Consider the following 16,304-nt stretch of genomic DNA (forward strand, 5'->3'; position numbering starts at 1 on the left):
GCAAAGGGAGGAACCGATGATGTGGATCGGGTGCTTGTTCGGCGTGGTGGCCGCTTGGCTCCTGGCCGAGACCCTGGGCAGCGACCTCGGCCTGGCGGCCCTGGGGGGCTTGACCGGGATGCTGCTGGCGCAACTGCACCGCCGCGTGCGCACCCTGGAGCAGCAACTCCAGCAGCCCCAGCCTGCCCCCGCTGCGGGCGCCGTGCCCGCCATGGCCAAGCCCCCACGCCCCTCCGAGACACCACCGGCTCCCCATCCAGCGCCCTCCGTCCCACGAGCCCTGGCCGCTCCTGCGGCCGCCGCAGAGGCCCGTGTCAAAGATGGGGTCAAAGATGGGGCCGCCCAGGTGCCGCCCGCGTCATCGCCTGCACCGGCGGCCCAAGCACCGGCCGCACGGACCTTGCCCGCCGCGTCCGATGAACGCAGTGTGGCCGTCACCACCTCGCTCGGCCAGACCGCCTTGGCCTGGCTGCGCGGCGGCAACACCATCGTGCGCGTGGGCGTGCTGAACCTGTTCTTCGGCGTGGCCTTCTTGCTGCGCTATGCGGCCGAGCATGCCTTGCTGCCCATCGAACTGCGCCTGGCTGCAGTCGCCCTGGGCGGGTTGGGGTTGTCCGTCATCGGCTGGCGCCTGCGCGAACGCCGCCGCGGGTACGGTCAGAGCCTGCAGGGAGCGGGCATCGGCGTGCTCTATCTCACCATCTTCGCGGCCTTCCGGCTCTATGGTGTGGTACCAGCCGGCCTGGCCTTTGCCCTGCTGCTCGCCCTGTCGGCCACCGGGGCGGTGATGGCCGTCGTGCAACGAGCGTTGCCGCTGGCCGTGCTGGGCTTTGCCGGTGGCTTCCTCGCACCGGTCGTGGCCTCCACCGGGCAGGGCAGCCATGTGGCGCTTTTCAGCTATTACCTGGTGCTCAACCTGGCCATCGCCTGGATCGCCTCGCGCCAGGCCTGGAAGCTGCTCAACCTGGTGGGCTTCGTGTTCACCTTCAGCATCGCCAGCCTGTGGGGCTGGCGCTCGTGGCGGCCCGAGCATTTCGCCACCACCGAACCCTTCCTGATCGCGCATTTCGCGCTTTACCTGTACATCTGCGTGCAGTACAGCCGCCAACTCCTGCGTGAAGACGCCCCGCGCGGCTTGCCAGTGGTCGACGGGGGCCTGCTCTTTGGCCTGCCCCTCGTCGCCTTCGGGCTGCAGGCCGGTCTCGTGAGCCACTGGCCCTATGGCCTGGCCGTCTCGGCCGCCGTGCTTTCGGGCGTGTACCTGGTGCTGGGCCGCTGGCTGTGGCAGCGCAGCGGCGGCCGGCTGTTGCTGCTCATCGAGGGGCTGTTCGCGCTCGGGGTGGTGTTCCTGCTGCTGGTCACCCCGCTGGCACTGGGTGGATCATGGACCAGCGCCGCCTGGGCCGTACAAGGCGCTGGCATCGTCTGGCTCGGCCTGCGCCAGCGGCGCTGGTGGGCCACGGGCCTGGGTCTGCTGCTGCAACTGGTGGCCGCAGCCTGGTTCTGGGACTTCTCCGTGCGCCCGTACGAGGCCCCTGTATTCGCCAACGCATTCTGGCTGTCCACGCTGATGTTGGGCGGATCGGCCCTGGTGTCCGCCTGGCTGCTACACCGCCATGCCCCCGCGCCAGCGTCGGACGAGACCGCGCTGCCCGTGTGGAACCGCACCCCGCCGGCCGGGCTGTGGCAAGCGGTGCACTGGGGCCTGCTGGCGCTGGGCCTGCTGCAGTGTCTGACGGGCCTGTGGTCGGAGGTGCAAGAGGCCTACTGGGCATGGCCCAACCCGGACACGCAACTCGTGCTGCTGTGGCTGGCCACGGCTGTTGGACTCGAACTGGCCCATCGACGCCTGGCTTGGCCGGCGCTGCGCCTCCCAGCCCGGCTGCTGTGGGCGGGGGCCTCGCTGGTGGCCATGGGCGGCGTGGCCGGCTGGATCTTCAACGCCTGGTATCCCTGGGAGCATGTCATCCATCAGGGCGGCTGGCTGGCCACGGCCGGCGTGCTGGCCGTGGGTGTGTGGCTGTTGCGCCGCCTGCACGACGCCCATGGACTGGGCCGCGCCACATTCGCCGAGCGTCTGTGGCTGGCTTGGTTTGCGATGCTGCAAGGCGCAATACTGCTGCACGCCCTGGCCTCCATGCAAATCGGCCCGCACCTGGCCTGGACCGCGGTAGCCCCCATCGTGGGGCCCACGGTCCTGGCCTGGGTGCTGTGGAACCGCACCGGACCGGCTGCCCTGTGGCTGCGCGGGCTGCATGCACCTTGGCTGTTGCTGCTGGTGCTGTGGAGCGCATGGGTCAACCTGACCCATGCGGCGGACATGGCGCCACTGCCCAACCTCCCCCTGCTCAACCCGGTGGACCTCGGTCATGCGCTGGGGCTGCTGTATGCCTGGCGCCTGTGGCGCGGCGCCGGCCCGCTGCCCCCGTGGTGGCAGCGGCCCGTGGTCGGCGTGACGGCTGCGGTCGTGTTCGCCTGGATCAACACCATGCTGGTACGCAGCCTGCACCATTGGAGCGACACGCCGATGTGGCTGGACGGCGCGCTGTATAGTGACATCGTGCAGATGGCGTTGACCATCTTGTGGACGCTGATGGCGCTGACGGCCATGCTCTGGGCCACCCGCAAAGCCGGCCCCGCGGTGGCGCGCCCTTTGTGGCTGGCCGGCGCCGGCCTGTTGGCCGTGGTCGTGCTCAAGCTCTTCTTCGTCGATCTCGCCAGCCTCGACACGCTGCGCCGTATCGTCACCTTCCTCGGCGTGGGCCTGCTGATGCTGGTGATCGGCTATGTGTCCCCGCTGCCACCGGCAGCCTCGGTTCGGGAGGTCCGCCAATGACTCGGTGGCGACGCATGGTTGGGGCGGCTGCCGCCGCGGGGCTGTGGGCGGTGGTGGCATCGGCCACGCCCACGGCCCAAGCGCCCCTGCAACTGACGGCCGGCGAAGGCCTGCAGCGGGTGGAAATCCCGCTGGAGCTGCTGCGCGCCTCCCGCCGCGCGGACTGGTCCGACCTGCAGGTGCTCAACGCCCAGGGCGAGGTCGTGCCCCAGGCCTGGGCCCTGCCGCCGCCCGAGCTGGAACGCGAACGCAGCGCCCCACTGCCCCGCTTCGCATGGCCCGACCCCGGCACCGCCGGCCGCGACCAGACCGCGGTGCAGGTGCAGGTCGATGCCCAGGGAGCCATCGTGCGCATCCAAGGCCCGTCCGCGCTCGCCCCCCGAGGCAGCGCCTCCGCGCGCTGGCTGCTCGACCTCGGCCCGGACATCCATCGCAGCGCCGAGTGGCTCGCCGCACTCGAACTGGCCTGGGAGACGCCCGGCGAAGGCAGCCACCTGCGCGTTGGCGTGGAATCCAGCGCCGACCTGCGGCAATGGCACACCGTCACCGAAGCGGCCTTGCTCGACGTGCCGGGGGTGGGCGCCGCCTCGGGCGAACGTCTGGTGCAGCGCCGCATCGAGTGGCCGGCGGCCGCCTCAGCCCTGCGCTACCTGCGCCTGAGCCTGCAGCCCGCCGCCCGGCTGACCGGGGTGCAAGCCCTGTGGCGCACCCGCGAGGCCAGCGCGGCCAGCGCGACCACGCCGCTGCATTTCGAGCCCGAGGCCGGCACGAGTCCGCCGCGCGCCTGGTCGCTCGACCTCGGTGGTGCCGTGCCTCTGCGAGAGCTGCGACTGGAGCTGCCGCAGCGCAACAGCGTCGCCCGCCTGGTGCTCGAACAACGCGATCGCGACGAGGCGGCCTGGCAGCCGGTGGCCCGCTTCACGGCCTTCCGGCTGGACCGCGACGGCCAAGAATGGCGATCGCCCCCCGTGCGCTGGACCGCCCCTGCCGCGCGCCACTGGCGATTGCGCCTGGAAGAGCGCAGCCCGGCACTGGGCAACGGCGCCCTGGAGGCCCTTGCCGTCTGGACCCCACCGCAGCTGGTCTTTGCGGCACGCGGCGAGCCGCCCTTCCGGCTGGTGGCCGGTGGGCCCGTGGCCCCGACGCTGACGCTGCCGCAGCTCCTGCCCCATTACGAAGCCGGCCAAGAGTACCGCCTGCCCCAGGCCGTGGCCGGCCCGGTGACCCTCGCACCCGCCCCTGCCCAGGGCTGGCGTGCGCGACTCGCCCAGGCCAGCGCGGCCGACTGGCGACGCTGGGCGCTGTGGGCCGTGCTGGCCCTGGCCGTGATCGTGCTGGCGCTGCTGGCCCGGCGTCTGTCGCGCGACATCCGGTCGCCCTAGGGCGGCGGCAGCGGCGGCAGGCCGTGGCGCTGACGCGCGCGGTTGCAGCGCTCGTTCGGTTCGCCCTGCTCGCCATGCCAGTTGAACTCCCGGCACGGCGAGGGTCTGAGCGCGTAGATGCGGCAGGCCACCGAGCGGCCGATCTCGCCGTCCAAGGCCACGCAGCGCGGCGTGGCCCGGTCGGTGCCACGCATGGCCAGGCGCATCGGAGCCACCGCCGTGGTCAAGGCCGAGGGCACCGTCCCGCCGGGATGCTCATCGGCCTCGGCCCAATAAAACGACACACGAAACGTCGCGCAGCATGCCCCACATGTCAGGCATGGGGATGCCTGCGTCGAAGCAGGCTCAGACCTTGAGCAAGTGCTCCCGGTAGTAGCGCAGCTCATCGATGGACTCATGGATGTCGGCCAGCGCGGTGTGCTTCTGGGCTTTCTTGAAGCCTGCCAGCACTTCGGGCTTCCAACGTCGCGCCAGCTCCTTCAAGGTGCTGACGTCCAGGTTGCGGTAGTGGAAAAACGCTTCCAATTCAGGCATGTGCTTGGCCAAGAAGCGGCGGTCTTGGCAGATCGAGTTGCCGCACATGGGCGAGGTGTTCTTCGGCACATAGCGCTTCAGGAACTCGATCACGTCATGCTGGGCCTGCCGTTCATCCACCGACGACGCCTTGACCCGGTCGATCAGGCCCGAGCGGCCATGGGTGCCCTTGTTCCAAGCATCCATCGCATCGAGCACCTCGTCGCTCTGGTGAATCGCGTAGACCGGGCCTTCCACGCGCAGTTGCAGCTGTGCGTCCGTGACGACCACCGCCACTTCGATGATGCGATCACGCTCGGGTGACAAGCCGGTCATCTCCAGGTCGATCCAGACCAGATTGGTGTCGCTGTGGGCCAGGGCCACGGTGTCGGCAGCGCAGGCGGTGTCATTCATAAAAGCTCCTCGTGTTGGGCCGCGATTTTCGGTGATTCAGCCAAGGTCTTGCCGGCGTCCTACACTGTGGCCCCATGCAATCCGACACGCTGGCCCTGCTTTTTGCTGCCGTCCTCATCGCTCACTTGGTGGTGAAGGTCTGGCTCGCGTCCCGGCAGATCCGGCACGTGGCGCGCCATCGCGAGCGCGTCCCGGCCGGCTTCGAAGCCACCATCCCCCTCGAAGCCCATCGCCGCGCAGCCGACTACACCATCGCCAAAACCCGCTTCAGCCTCCTGTCCGATGCCTTCGCGGCGGCGGTGCTGCTGGGCTGGACGCTGCTGGGCGGCCTGGATGCGCTCAACGTCATGGTGCGCGATGCGGTGCAGCCAGTCTGGGGCGACCTCGCCTACCAACTGACCCTGCTGGCCGCGGTGGCCGTGATCGGCTGGCTGCTGGACCTGCCCTTCGATGCCTGGGCCACCTTCCGCATCGAGCAACGCTTCGGCTTCAACCGCATGAGCGCGGGCTTGTTCCTGGCCGACTTGGTCAAGGCCGCCTTGGTCGGCGCCCTGATCGGCCTGCCGCTGGCCGCCCTGGTGCTGTGGCTGATGGGCGCGGCCGGGCCCAGTTCGTGGCTCTGGGCCTGGGCCGTCTGGGTGGGCTTCAACCTGCTGATGCTGGTGCTCTATCCGACGCTCATCGCCCCGCTGTTCAACACCTTCGAGCCGCTGGCCGACGAGGGCTTGCGCCAGCGCGTCGAAGGCCTGATGGCGCGCTGCGGCTTTGCCGCCAAGGGCCTGTACGTGATGGACGGCTCCAAGCGCAGCGCCCACGCCAATGCGTATTTCACCGGCTTTGGCGCCGCCAAGCGTGTGGTGTTCTTCGACACCCTGCTGAACAAGCTCTCGCCCGGCGAGGTGGAAGCCGTGCTGGCGCACGAACTGGGCCACTTCAAGCGCCGCCATGTGCTCAAGCGCATGGTGGGCCTGTTTGGCCTGAGCCTGCTGGGCTTTGCGTTGCTGGGTTGGCTGTCGGGCCAGGCTTGGTTCTACACCGGCCTGGGCGTGCAGCCCAATCTGGCTGCCCCCAATGATGCGCTGGCCCTGCTCTTGTTCATGATGGTGGCTCCCGTGGTCGGCACCTTCCTCTTGCCATGGATGGCCGCCGTCTCGCGCCGCCACGAGTACGAGGCCGATGCCTATGCGTGTGCCCAGGCCAGCGGGCAGGATCTGTCCCGTGCGCTGCTCAAGCTCTACGAGGACAATGCCTCGACGCTGACGCCAGACCCCTGGTACGTGCGCTTTTACTATTCTCACCCGCCGGCGGCGCAACGCCTGGCGGCCCTGCGGGCCCTGACCCGAAACCTCACCGCTTCGACACCATGAACCCACTGCTGACCCAAAAATGCAAGCCCCTGGAGGGCGGCCAGGCCATGAGTGACAGCGAGATCCAGGCCTATTTGCGTCAGGCCGAAGGCTGGACGCTCAAAGACGGCGCCATCGAGAAGACTTACGGCTTCAAGAACTACCATGAGACCCTGGCCTTCGTGAACGCACTGGCCTGGATCGCCCACACCGAGGACCATCATCCCGACTTGCTGGTCAAGTACAACAGCTGCCAGGTACGCTTCAACACCCACTCCGTCGGCGGCATTTCGATCAACGACTTCATCTGCGCAGCCAAGGCCGACGCCTTGCTCGCCTGATCCGCCTTGGTTCAACACGCCGAACTCGATCTGGGACTCGTGGTGGCCAGCCATGGCCGCCACTATGTCATCGAAACCCCGGAAGGCAGACGCCTGACCTGCCACCCGCGCGGCAAGAAGAGCGACTATGTGGTCGGCGACCGCGTGCGCTGGCAGGCCGCGCTGTCCAACACTGGCGACCAAGGCGTGATCGAGGGGCTGGAGCCGCGCCGCAACCTGCTGTACCGGCAGGACGAATGGAAAACCAAGTCCTTCGCGGCCAACCTCGACCAGGTGCTGCTGCTGGTGGCCAGCGAGCCGGTCTTCAGCGAGTCCCAGCTCAGCCGCTCGCTGATCGCCGCCGAGCATGCCGGCATCCCGGCGCTCATCGTGCTCAACAAGACCGACCTGCCCCACACAGGAGCCGCTCGTGAACGCCTGGCCCCCTACCGCGCGATGGGCTACCCGGTGTTGGAACTGTCGCTCCAGGCCCGCCCCGACGAGGCGCGCGCCCTGCTCGGTCCGCAACTGCAGGGTCGCACCAGCTTCGTGATGGGGCCCTCCGGCACGGGCAAAAGCACGCTCATCAACCTGATGGTGCCGCAAGCCCAGGCTCAGGTGGGCGAGATCTCGCGGGCACTCAACTCCGGCCGCCACACCACCACCCACACCCAGTGGTACTGGCTGGACGAAGGTCGCCAAAGCGCGCTCATCGACTCGCCCGGTTTCCAGGAATTTGGCCTGCGTCACCTCGATGCCGCCCAACTGCCGGCCTACATGCCCGACCTGCGCGAGCACGTGGCCGGCTGCCGCTTCTACAACTGCACCCATCGCCACGAACCCGGCTGCGCCGTGCGGGCGGCCGTGCAAGCCGGGCACATCACTGAGAACCGCTACCGGATCTACACCGAGATTTACGAGGAACTGAGCCAGCCGCGCTGGTAGTCCTGCGGCCCATCCTCGTTGGCCGCATATCCATCGTCGCATTGCTTCGTTCCCTCTGCAGGGGCGAGTTCCTAGCATCGGGGCCATTGTCCAATGGCTTTCGATCGAGGATTCTCCATGCACCTGCTCCACCGTCTTCGCCTGTTCGCCGCCGGGCTGGCCTTGGCCGGCGCCATGCCCGCGGCATTCGCCAAGGACCTGGCCCTGCTCAACGTCTCCTACGACCCCACGCGCGAGTTCTACGCCGAGTTCAACAAGGCCTTCGCCGCCCACTGGAAGGCCAAGACCGGCCACACCGTGACGGTACGCCAGTCCCATGGCGGCTCGGGCCGTCAGGCCCGCTCGGTCATCGACGGGCTGGATGCCGACGTCGTGACCCTGGCGCTGGCCTATGACATCGACGAGCTGCATGCCAAGGCTCAACTCATCCCGGCCGACTGGCAAAAACGCCTGCCTCACAACAGCTCGCCCTACACCTCCACCATCGTCTTCCTGGTGCGCAAGGGCAACCCCAAGGGCATTCGGGACTGGGATGACCTCGTCAAGCCCGGCATCACCGTCGTCACCCCCAACCCCAAGACCTCCGGCGGCGCACGCTGGAACTATCTGGCCGCCTGGGGCTACGCCTTGAAGAAGCCCGGCGGCAACGAGGCCAAGGCGCGCGAGTTCGTCACCGCCTTGTACAAGAACGTCCCCGTGCTCGACTCCGGCGCCCGCGGCGCGCTGACCACCTTCACCGAACGCGGCATCGGTGACGTGCTGCTTTCCTGGGAGAACGAAGCCTTTCTGGCGGTCAAGGAGCTGGGGCCGAACAAGTTCGACCTCGTCGTCCCCTCGGTCAGCATCCTGGCCGAGCCGCCGGTGACCGTGGTGGACAAGGTGGTCGACCGCAAGGGCACCCGCGAAGTGGCCACCGCCTACCTCGAATTCCTCTACTCGCCACAGGGCCAGGACATCGCCGGGCGCCACTACTACCGTCCTGTCGATCCGGCGGTCGCGAAGAAATACGCCTCGCAGTTCGCGAAAGTCTCGCTCTTCACCATTGACGAGGTCTTCGGCGGCTGGACCAAGGCCCAGGCCACCCACTTCAACGATGGGGGCGTCTTCGACCAGATCTTCACGCGCCGCTGAGCCGTCACCATGGTCTTCTCGCGCCTGCTGCTCAAGCGCCACAGCGTGCTGCCCGGTTTCGACCTGGCGCTGGGCGTCACCCTGCTCTACCTGAGCCTGGTGGTGCTCATCCCGCTGTCGGCGGCCTTCCTCAAGACCTTCACGCTCACCTGGGACGCCTTCTGGGAGGCCGTCGGCAGCCCGCGCGTGCTGGCCTCCTACCGGCTCAGCTTCGGCGCCTCGCTGGCTGCCGCGCTGGTCAACGCGGTATTCGGCTTCATCGTCGCCTGGGTCCTGGTGCGCTACCCCTTGCCCGGCAAGCGCGTGGTCGATGCCCTGGTGGACCTGCCCTTTGCCCTGCCCACCGCGGTGGCGGGCATCGCGCTCACGGCGCTCTACGCGCACACCGGCTGGATCGGCCAGTGGCTGCCCTTCCAGGTGGCCTTCACCCCGCTGGGCGTGTTCGTGGCGCTCACCTTCATCGGCCTGCCCTTCGTGGTGCGCACCGTGCAGCCGGTGCTGGAAGACCTGCACCAGGAACTGGAGGAGGCGGCCGCCACACTCGGCGCGAACCGCTGGCAGACCTTTTCACGCGTGATCCTGCCCATCGTGGCACCGGCGCTGCTCACCGGCTTTGCGCTGGCGTTTGCGCGCGCTCTGGGCGAGTACGGCTCGGTGATCTTCATCGCCGGCAACATGCCGATGCTCTCGGAGATCACTCCCCTGCTCATCGTCACCAAGCTCGAGCAGTACGACTATGCCGGCGCCACCGCGATCGCCGTGGTGATGCTGGTGGCCGCCTTCGTGCTGCTGCTCAGCATCAACCTGCTGCAGGCCTGGGCGCGTCGCCGCCAGGGCCAGGCGAGCTGAAGGAGACCCCACGTATGTCGGCCATTGCCCTGCACCCCCCGGTCGCTTCGACCCCCAAGACCCATCGGCGCGCGACCGAGGAAGCGCCCTGGGTGCGCTGGACGCTGATCGGCGTGGCGCTGGGCTTTCTCACGCTGTTCCTCTTCATCCCGCTGGTCACCGTCTTCGTCGAGGCCTTGCGCAAAGGCTGGGAGGTGGCCGCGGCCGCCGTGGTCGAGCCCGATGCGCGTGCGGCCATCCGGCTGACGCTGCTCACCGCTGCGATCGCCGTGCCGCTGAACCTGGTGTTCGGCGTGGCCGCCGCCTGGGCCATCGCGAAGTTCGACTTCCGCGGCAAGAACGTGCTGCTCACGCTCATCGACCTGCCGTTTTCGGTGTCGCCGGTGATCGCGGGCCTGATCTATGTGCTGGTGTTCGGTCTGCAAGGCTGGTTCGGCGAGTGGCTGCGCGAGCACGACCTGAAGGTGATCTTCGCCGTGCCCGGCATCGTGCTGGCCACGGTCTTCGTGACCTTCCCCTTCGTTGCGCGCGAGCTCATCCCGCTGATGCAGGCGCAGGGCCAGGAACAGGAAGAAGCCGCCCGCGTGCTCGGGGCTTCCGGCGGGCAGATCTTCTGGCGCGTGACCCTGCCCAATGTGAAGTGGGCGCTGCTGTACGGCGTGATCCTGTGCAATGCGCGGGCCTTTGGCGAGTTCGGAGCGGTCTCGGTGGTGTCCGGCCACATCCGCGGCGAGACCAACACGATGCCGCTGCACATCGAGATCCTCTACAACGAGTACCAGTTCGCCGCCGCGTTTGCCGTGGCCTCGCTGCTGGCGATGCTGGCCCTGGTGACGCTGGTGCTGAAGTACCTGGTCGAGCAGCGGGTCAAGGGCCAGAAGACCCTGGCGCAAGACGGCCGCTGACTCAGATCTCGAAGCTCGCCCCCGGCGCGGCGGCCATCGCTTGCTCGACCACAGCGCGGGAGAGCGTGGGGGCGAACGATTCGATGAAGGCATACACATAGCCGCGCAGAAAAGTGCCGCGACGGATGGCCAGCTTGGTCATGTTCATCGCGAACAGATGGCGCGCATCGATGGCCCGCAACTGCCGGTCGCGCTCTTCGTCATAGGCGATGGAGGCCACGATGCCCAACCCCAGTCCGAGCTCGACATAGGTCTTGATGACGTCGGCATCCATCGCGGTCAGCACGATATTGGGTGTCAGGCCGGCACGCGCGAACGCCTCGTCGATGTGAGAGCGGCCGGTGTAGCCCTCGTCATAGGTCACGATGGGATAGCCTGCGATGCGCTCCAGCGTCAGCGGCCCCCCCTCCAGCAGCTCGTGACCCGGAGGCACGAGCAGGCAGTGCGTCCAGCGGTAGCACGGCAGGGCCACCAAATCCTCGTAGAGTGCCAACGCCTCGGTGGCAATGCCGATGTCGGCCTCGCCCGACAACAGCATCTCGGCCACTTGCCGCGGCGAGCCCTGATGCAGATGGAGCATGACCTCGGGGAAGTGCCGACGGAACTCGCTGACCGCCGGCGGCAGTGCGTAACGCGCCTGAGAATGCGTGGCTGCAATCGACAACCGGCCTCGCGACTGCTGCACGAAGTCCTCTGCCGCGCGGCGCAGGTTGTCCGCATCCTGCAGCATGCGCTCGATGATGGGCAGCACCTGCCGCCCGGCCGGGGTGAGCCCTGTCAGCCGCTTGCCAGCACGCACGAAGATCTGCAGCCCCAACTCCTCCTCCAGTTCGCGGATCTGCCGGCTGACCCCGGGCTGTGAGGTGTGCAGCGCCTGGGCGACGTCCGTCAGGTTGAAGCCCCGACGCGCCGCCTCCCGTACCGAGCGCAATTGCTGAAAGTTCATGGCCCAGATGCTGAGGCCAGCCGAACCTGCGCTACAACGAATAAAAAGTTGTTTATTGCTTCAAAAACCTCATAAAGCCGGTGATCCGCAGCTCAGCCGATCAGGTTGGCCAAGGTCAACAAGGCCAGCAACAACATCCACAAGACCACCGAGCGCCACACCAGGCCGACGATGCTACGCAGATGGCCCAGCGCGGGCGGCTGGCCGCCGGTGTCGCCCTCGGCCTCGGTGGCACCCACAGGGGCCCCGGCCTCGAAGGTCTTGCTGCGATCGACGCTCAGACCCGGAGCGCTGCTGCCCCCCAAACGCACACCCACGGCACCGGCGGCGGCCGCCAGGATGATGCCGTCGCTGGTGTGCTGCCACAGCCCGGCATGACGGCGCCAGCTGTCGATGGCATCCTCGAAGTTGCCTACCACGGCAAAACCGAAGGCCGTCAGCCGCGCCGGCAGATGGTCCATCCCATCGAACAAGCGCTGCGCCAAGGCCATCAAGCTGGGATTGGTGGGCACGCCCACGGTATGGCTGCGGTAGGCCCAGTAGCGGCTCGAAAACTCGGCCATGCGGTACAGCACCGCTCCGGCCGGCCCCAGCCCCACGGCGGCCAACACGATGAACCAGAAAAACACGCCGAACACATGGCGATGAGCGGCCAGCAGCGAATGCTCGATCACGTGCCGCAGCAGCTCGGCATGCGGCAGCTCGCTCGTGTCCATGTGGCGCCACTGGGCGAACAGCTGGCGGGCACGCAGCTCGTCGCCGCGTTCCAGCGCATCACGGATGTCGGTGAAGTAATGGCTGAACTGCCGGAAGCCCAGCGTCAGATACAGCACGACCACGTTCCAGGCCAGCGCGACGAGCAAACTGTGCCGGGCCATCGACAGATAGATCCCAAAGGCCAGCAGCGCAGGCACGATCACCGTGATGCACCACACCACCCAGGCATGCACCGGCCGGCCGGCGTCGAAATTGCGGCCGGCCCAATGGACCCAGCCGACCAACGTGTCATGGATCAGATTGCCGCCGCGCAGCGGTTTCAATTGCTCCAGCAGCAGCGCCAGCAGGACGGAAAAGAAACTCATGGCCGGCATGATAGCGGCCACCCACTGCCGCTACGCTGCGAGAAAGCGATAGAAGTTGCGCAGCATCGCCGCGGTGGCGCCCCAAATGAAGTAGGGGCGGTCGCGGCCGGGCGGCTGCCAGGGCATCGAGAAGAACTCCCGCCGCTCGCCGGCGAACTCCACCGCATGGCGCTGGTGGTGGGCCGGGCTCATCAGAAAGGCCAGTGGCACCTCGAACACTTCGGCCACTTCGCTGGGGTCCACCCGCAGCTCGAAGACAGGCTGCACCAGCGCCACCACCGGCGTCACCGAAAAGGCAGTGACCGTTTTGTACACCGGCAACTGGCCGATGACCTCCACATGCCGACGATCCAGCCCCACCTCCTCCTCGGCCTCGCGCAAGGCCGTCTCGGCTGCATCCCGGTCCGTGGGTTCGCAGCGTCCGCCAGGAAAGCTGATCTGCCCGGGATGGTCGCTCAAGTGCTCGGTGCGCTGCGTCAGCAGCACGGTCAGGCCTTGCGGGCGCTGCACCAAGGGCACCAGCACGGCCGCGTGGGCCGGCTCTCGGGCGACCAAGCGCCGCTCGACCAACACCTCGGGCGTCCACACGGGCGGACGCGCAAAGCGCTCGCGCAGGGCTTGCGGCGTCAGACAGGCCTCGGCCACCGGGGGCAAGTGCGCATCGACGCCCACCACCGGAAACGCCTGCGGATCACGAATGAAGGCCATGGGAGGACGCCATCATGGAAAAGCCGCCTGGGCGACCATGCGCGCAGGCGGCTTGCCAGAGGGGGCTTTGGGGGGCCACCCGTTGATCCAGATCAGGACAGCTTCTCTTTGATCCGGGCCGACTTGCCGCTGCGTTGACGCAGGTAGTACAGCTTGGCGCGGCGCACATCACCGCGGCGCTTGACTTCGATCGAGGCGATCAACGGGCTGTAGAGCTGGAAGGTGCGCTCCACGCCCTCCCCGCTGGAGATCTTGCGCACGATGAAGCTCGAATTCAAGCCGCGGTTGCGCTTGGCAATCACGACACCTTCGTACGCCTGCACGCGCTTGCGGTTGCCTTCGACCACATTGACATTGACCACCACGGTGTCACCGGGGGCAAACTCTGGGATGGTCTTGTTCAGGCGAGCAATCTCTTCTTGCTCGAGCGTCTGGATGAGGTTCATGGTCACTCCAAGGATCGTGCGCGGGGGGGTTGTTCATCGGTGTAAAGGCCCCGATTGGATCGAAGGGGCCGGCCCGGCAGAGGATCACCAAAACCCGTGATTATAGCCCCAGAGAGGCCAAATAGCGCTCGTCCTCGGGGCTGAGGCGCCCGGCGGCGCGGGCCGCGGCGATCAGGTCGGGGCGGCGCTCGGCCGTCAGACGCAGCGACTGCTGACGCCGCCACTGGGCGATGCGAGCATGATGGCCCGATCGCAACACCTCGGGCACGGCCAGCGGCCCCTCGGGCGTGTGCAGCACTTCGGGGCGGCTGTAATGCGGGCAATCGAGCAGCCCGTCGCTGAAGCTGTCTTGCTCATGGGAGGCCGGATCGTTCAGCACCCCGGGTTGGAGCCGGGCCACCCCATCGAGCAGGGCCAGCGCCGCGATCTCGCCGCCGGACAGCACGAAGTCGCCCAGGCTGAGCTCCAGATCCACATGACGGTCGATGAACCGCTGATCCACGCCCTCGTAGCGACCACACACCAAGATGGCGCCCGGCCCATGCGCCCACTGGCGCAACAGCGCCTGATCGATGCGCCGACCCGCCGGCGAAAACCACACCACCGGCGCACGGGGCGCTGCCTGCGCGCTGCGACGCTGCTGCACGGCCGTCAGCGCCCGCTGCAAGGGCTCCACCAGCATCACCATGCCCGGCCCGCCGCCATAGGCGCGGTCATCCACGCGGCGATAGGCGTCCTCGGCGAAGTCGCGCAGCGGCCACAGGTGCACATCCACCTGGCCGGATTCATAGGCGCGGCGGGTCACGCCCTGGGTCAGAAACGGCGGGAAGAGATCCGGAAACAGCGTGATGACGTCGAAGCGCATGGACGGGCGGGCGCTTCAGTAATCCAAGCCCCAGTCGACGAGAATGCGGCCAGCCGCGGTATCGACCTGATCGACATACACCGCCACGAAGGGGATCAGCCGCTCGGTCGGCGCATCGGTGGAGTCGTCCACCACCCTCAAGATGCTGTGGGCCCCGGTGTCCATCAAGTCGACCACGCGGCCCAGGGTCTGCCCCTGGCGGTTGACGACCGCCAGCCCGATGAGATCGACCCAGTAGTACTCTCCCTCGCCGGCCGTGGGAAAGCTCGCGCGAGAAACGAAGATGCGCGCGCCTTTGAGCACTTCAGCGGCATTGCGGTCCGGCAGCTCACGAGCTTGGGCCACGACCGCATCGCCATGCTCACGCACCGCGGTGATGCGCAACGAGCGAGGCATCGGCCGCGCCGCCGGACGTGGCCCTTGGGGCGGTTCGATGAACCAGCGCCTGGAAGAGAACAAGGCCTGCGGATCGGCCGAATACGGCAACACCTTGATCCAGCCTTTGACCCCCCAGGCATCGAGCACACGGCCGACTTCCACGGCATCCGAGGGCCATGCCAGATCATCATTGGCCACGGCACTCATGGGGCAGGCGGCAGCAGACTGTGCAGCCGCAAGCGGCTCAGGCGGCCGCCTTGGCTTGCTTGATCAGGCGGGCCACCGTGGGCGAGACCTGGGCGCCATGGCTGACCCAATACTCCACCCGATCATGCGCCACGCGCAGGGCCTCGGCAGCCCCGGAAGCCACGGGGTTGTAAAAGCCCACGCGCTCGAGGAACCGGCCGTCGCGGCGGTTGCGGGCATCGGCCGCCACGATGTTGTAGAAGGGGCGCTTCTTGGAGCCGCCACGGGCAAGACGAATCACGACCATGCTGAGTCCTTGTACCCGGCCTGCGCGGATTCCCTGGCCACTGGAGACACTCAGGGCAGTCGGAAGGTGCACACGGCCTAACGTAGGTAAATGTTCCGCCCCAACGCCGTAGATACGCCTGCCACCCGGCTAGGCCAGCGTCGGGAACCCGAAATTATAGCCAGATCGACCCGAGGCGGTCGAGCCTTGGGCGCCCCCCTTGCCGGACACCCCAAGGCAGCGCGCGCCCTGGCCCCTGTCCGCGGTACAGTGGCGCCCCATGACGACGCCTCCCGAATCTGCGGCCCTGGCCCCAGCCGGGCCCTACAAATCCAAGACCCTGGCCACCTGGATCGCGCTGCTGGCGGGCTCCCTGGGGCTGCACCGTTTGTACCTGCACGGATGGCGGGACTGGCTCGGCTGGCTGCACCCCGTGCCGACGACGCTCGGGGTGTTCGGTGTGCAGCGCATGCTGACCTTCGGTCAGGACGATCGCCTGTCGTGGCTGCTGATCCCGCTGCTGGGCTTGATGGTCTCGCAGGCGATGCTGATGGCCATCCTGTACGGGCTGACCCCGGACGACCAGTGGAATGCCCGCTTCAATCCGCATGGCCCCGAGCACCGCAGCGGCTGGGCCGTGGTCATCGGCGTGATCGCGGCGCTGATGATCGGCGCGGCCGTGCTGATGGCCACGCTGGCCTTCGGTTTCCAGCACTACTTCGAACTGCAAGTCGAAGCCGCGCGGCAAATCAGCCAGTGAACGCCT

Annotated in this window: 18 protein-coding genes; 9 read left to right on the top strand and 9 right to left on the bottom strand. The window is 67.8% G+C overall.

The features are described from left to right. The first annotated feature begins 16 nt into the window (after nt 1-16). A complete protein-coding gene (locus tag CTA01S_RS12350; RefSeq protein WP_062195968.1) occupies nt 17-2,836 on the top strand; it encodes a DUF2339 domain-containing protein in 2,820 nt (939 codons plus the stop codon). A 14-nt stretch (nt 2,837-2,850) separates the two neighbouring features. Beyond that, nucleotides 2,851-4,218, top strand: a complete 1,368-nt coding sequence (locus CTA01S_RS12355) for a DUF3999 family protein (RefSeq protein ID WP_062195970.1) — start codon at nt 2,851-2,853, stop codon at nt 4,216-4,218. On the opposite strand, the gene CTA01S_RS12360 is transcribed toward CTA01S_RS12355, so the two are convergent. Together CTA01S_RS12360 and orn are read right to left on the bottom strand one after the other, a co-directional pair. Then, nucleotides 4,215-4,616: a YkgJ family cysteine cluster protein gene (locus tag CTA01S_RS12360; protein WP_310731997.1), complete on the bottom strand. Its 402-nt coding sequence runs from the start codon at nt 4,614-4,616 to the stop codon at nt 4,215-4,217. The two genes, CTA01S_RS12355 and CTA01S_RS12360, sit on opposite strands and share 4 nt — an antisense overlap. After that, nucleotides 4,564-5,145 carry an oligoribonuclease gene (gene orn, locus CTA01S_RS12365; protein ID WP_019560103.1) on the bottom strand — a complete coding sequence of 194 codons (582 nt, stop codon included), beginning with the start codon at nt 5,143-5,145 and terminating at the stop codon, nt 4,564-4,566. The genes CTA01S_RS12360 and orn overlap by 53 nt, the downstream gene beginning before the upstream one ends. Nucleotides 5,146-5,219: 74 nt before the next feature. Between orn and CTA01S_RS12370 the strand changes: the two genes are divergently transcribed. The 6 genes from CTA01S_RS12370 (at nt 5,220) to cysW (ending at nt 10,641) form a co-directional block, all read left to right on the top strand. Then, nucleotides 5,220-6,512, top strand: a complete 1,293-nt coding sequence (locus CTA01S_RS12370) for a M48 family metallopeptidase (protein WP_062195973.1) — start codon at nt 5,220-5,222, stop codon at nt 6,510-6,512. Continuing rightward, nucleotides 6,509-6,832: a 4a-hydroxytetrahydrobiopterin dehydratase gene (locus CTA01S_RS12375; RefSeq protein WP_019560105.1), complete on the top strand. Its 324-nt coding sequence runs from the start codon at nt 6,509-6,511 to the stop codon at nt 6,830-6,832. Before CTA01S_RS12370 ends, CTA01S_RS12375 begins: the two co-directional genes overlap by 4 nt. A gap of 6 nt (nt 6,833-6,838) precedes the next feature. Further along, nucleotides 6,839-7,756, top strand: a complete 918-nt coding sequence (gene rsgA / locus CTA01S_RS12380; RefSeq protein WP_062195976.1) for a ribosome small subunit-dependent GTPase A — start codon at nt 6,839-6,841, stop codon at nt 7,754-7,756. A 117-nt stretch (nt 7,757-7,873) separates the two neighbouring features. Further along, entirely contained in the window at nt 7,874-8,887 is a 1,014-nt protein-coding gene (locus CTA01S_RS12385) for a sulfate ABC transporter substrate-binding protein (RefSeq protein ID WP_062196037.1), read from the top strand. A 9-nt stretch (nt 8,888-8,896) separates the two neighbouring features. Continuing rightward, the gene (cysT, locus tag CTA01S_RS12390; protein ID WP_062195978.1) at nt 8,897-9,736 is read left to right on the top strand and encodes a sulfate ABC transporter permease subunit CysT; all 840 of its coding nucleotides are present in this window, start codon (nt 8,897-8,899) and stop codon (nt 9,734-9,736) included. A 14-nt stretch (nt 9,737-9,750) separates the two neighbouring features. Then, nucleotides 9,751-10,641 (top strand): sulfate ABC transporter permease subunit CysW, encoded by an 891-nt coding sequence (gene cysW, locus CTA01S_RS12395; RefSeq protein WP_062195980.1) that lies wholly within the window; start codon nt 9,751-9,753, stop codon nt 10,639-10,641. Nucleotide 10,642: 1 nt separating this feature from the next. On the opposite strand, the gene CTA01S_RS12400 is transcribed toward cysW, so the two are convergent. The 7 genes from CTA01S_RS12400 to rpsP form a co-directional block, all read right to left on the bottom strand. Continuing rightward, the gene (locus CTA01S_RS12400; RefSeq protein ID WP_019560110.1) at nt 10,643-11,587 is read right to left on the bottom strand and encodes a CysB family HTH-type transcriptional regulator; all 945 of its coding nucleotides are present in this window, start codon (nt 11,585-11,587) and stop codon (nt 10,643-10,645) included. Nucleotides 11,588-11,679: 92 nt separating this feature from the next. Next, nucleotides 11,680-12,669: a CobD/CbiB family protein gene (locus CTA01S_RS12405; RefSeq protein WP_026330046.1), complete on the bottom strand. Its 990-nt coding sequence runs from the start codon at nt 12,667-12,669 to the stop codon at nt 11,680-11,682. A gap of 30 nt (nt 12,670-12,699) precedes the next feature. Beyond that, nucleotides 12,700-13,377 carry a CoA pyrophosphatase gene (locus CTA01S_RS12410; protein ID WP_019560112.1) on the bottom strand — a complete coding sequence of 226 codons (678 nt, stop codon included), beginning with the start codon at nt 13,375-13,377 and terminating at the stop codon, nt 12,700-12,702. A gap of 92 nt (nt 13,378-13,469) precedes the next feature. Continuing rightward, entirely contained in the window at nt 13,470-13,823 is a 354-nt protein-coding gene (gene rplS, locus CTA01S_RS12415; protein ID WP_019560113.1) for a 50S ribosomal protein L19, read from the bottom strand. Between the two features lie 100 nt (nt 13,824-13,923). Beyond that, nucleotides 13,924-14,688 carry a tRNA (guanosine(37)-N1)-methyltransferase TrmD gene (gene trmD / locus CTA01S_RS12420; RefSeq protein WP_019560114.1) on the bottom strand — a complete coding sequence of 255 codons (765 nt, stop codon included), beginning with the start codon at nt 14,686-14,688 and terminating at the stop codon, nt 13,924-13,926. A 15-nt stretch (nt 14,689-14,703) separates the two neighbouring features. Further along, nucleotides 14,704-15,273, bottom strand: a complete 570-nt coding sequence (rimM, locus tag CTA01S_RS12425) for a ribosome maturation factor RimM (RefSeq protein WP_062195982.1) — start codon at nt 15,271-15,273, stop codon at nt 14,704-14,706. Between the two features lie 37 nt (nt 15,274-15,310). Then, nucleotides 15,311-15,559 (bottom strand): 30S ribosomal protein S16, encoded by a 249-nt coding sequence (gene rpsP, locus CTA01S_RS12430; RefSeq protein WP_019560116.1) that lies wholly within the window; start codon nt 15,557-15,559, stop codon nt 15,311-15,313. Between the two features lie 259 nt (nt 15,560-15,818). Here rpsP and CTA01S_RS12435 point away from each other — a divergent pair, with 259 nt between their 5' ends. Next, the gene (locus CTA01S_RS12435; RefSeq protein WP_062195985.1) at nt 15,819-16,298 is read left to right on the top strand and encodes a TM2 domain-containing protein; all 480 of its coding nucleotides are present in this window, start codon (nt 15,819-15,821) and stop codon (nt 16,296-16,298) included. The last annotated feature ends 6 nt before the right edge of the window (nt 16,299-16,304 follow it).

The organism is Caldimonas taiwanensis NBRC 104434, from assembly GCF_001592165.1.
Classification (GTDB): Bacteria; Pseudomonadota; Gammaproteobacteria; order Burkholderiales; family Burkholderiaceae_C; genus Caldimonas; species Caldimonas manganoxidans.

What these genes read in the sequence shown, in the direction of transcription:
- CTA01S_RS12400 (WP_019560110.1), bottom strand. Translation starts at nt 11,587, where the DNA reads ATGAACTTTCAGCAATTGCGCTCGGTACGGGAGGCGGCGCGTCGGGGC.
- CTA01S_RS12410 (WP_019560112.1), bottom strand. Translation starts at nt 13,377, where the DNA reads ATGGCCTTCATTCGTGATCCGCAGGCGTTTCCGGTGGTGGGCGTCGAT.
- CTA01S_RS12350 (WP_062195968.1), top strand. Translation starts at nt 17, where the DNA reads ATGATGTGGATCGGGTGCTTGTTCGGCGTGGTGGCCGCTTGGCTCCTG.
- CTA01S_RS12370 (WP_062195973.1), top strand. Translation starts at nt 5,220, where the DNA reads ATGCAATCCGACACGCTGGCCCTGCTTTTTGCTGCCGTCCTCATCGCT.
- trmD (WP_019560114.1), bottom strand. Translation starts at nt 14,688, where the DNA reads ATGCGCTTCGACGTCATCACGCTGTTTCCGGATCTCTTCCCGCCGTTT.
- CTA01S_RS12355 (WP_062195970.1), top strand. Translation starts at nt 2,851, where the DNA reads ATGGTTGGGGCGGCTGCCGCCGCGGGGCTGTGGGCGGTGGTGGCATCG.
- cysT (WP_062195978.1), top strand. Translation starts at nt 8,897, where the DNA reads ATGGTCTTCTCGCGCCTGCTGCTCAAGCGCCACAGCGTGCTGCCCGGT.
- CTA01S_RS12405 (WP_026330046.1), bottom strand. Translation starts at nt 12,669, where the DNA reads ATGAGTTTCTTTTCCGTCCTGCTGGCGCTGCTGCTGGAGCAATTGAAA.
- orn (WP_019560103.1), bottom strand. Translation starts at nt 5,145, where the DNA reads ATGAATGACACCGCCTGCGCTGCCGACACCGTGGCCCTGGCCCACAGC.
- CTA01S_RS12435 (WP_062195985.1), top strand. Translation starts at nt 15,819, where the DNA reads ATGACGACGCCTCCCGAATCTGCGGCCCTGGCCCCAGCCGGGCCCTAC.
- rpsP (WP_019560116.1), bottom strand. Translation starts at nt 15,559, where the DNA reads ATGGTCGTGATTCGTCTTGCCCGTGGCGGCTCCAAGAAGCGCCCCTTC.
- CTA01S_RS12375 (WP_019560105.1), top strand. Translation starts at nt 6,509, where the DNA reads ATGAACCCACTGCTGACCCAAAAATGCAAGCCCCTGGAGGGCGGCCAG.
- CTA01S_RS12360 (WP_310731997.1), bottom strand. Translation starts at nt 4,616, where the DNA reads ATGAGTCCATCGATGAGCTGCGCTACTACCGGGAGCACTTGCTCAAGG.
- cysW (WP_062195980.1), top strand. Translation starts at nt 9,751, where the DNA reads ATGTCGGCCATTGCCCTGCACCCCCCGGTCGCTTCGACCCCCAAGACC.
- rplS (WP_019560113.1), bottom strand. Translation starts at nt 13,823, where the DNA reads ATGAACCTCATCCAGACGCTCGAGCAAGAAGAGATTGCTCGCCTGAAC.
- rimM (WP_062195982.1), bottom strand. Translation starts at nt 15,273, where the DNA reads ATGAGTGCCGTGGCCAATGATGATCTGGCATGGCCCTCGGATGCCGTG.
- CTA01S_RS12385 (WP_062196037.1), top strand. Translation starts at nt 7,874, where the DNA reads ATGCACCTGCTCCACCGTCTTCGCCTGTTCGCCGCCGGGCTGGCCTTG.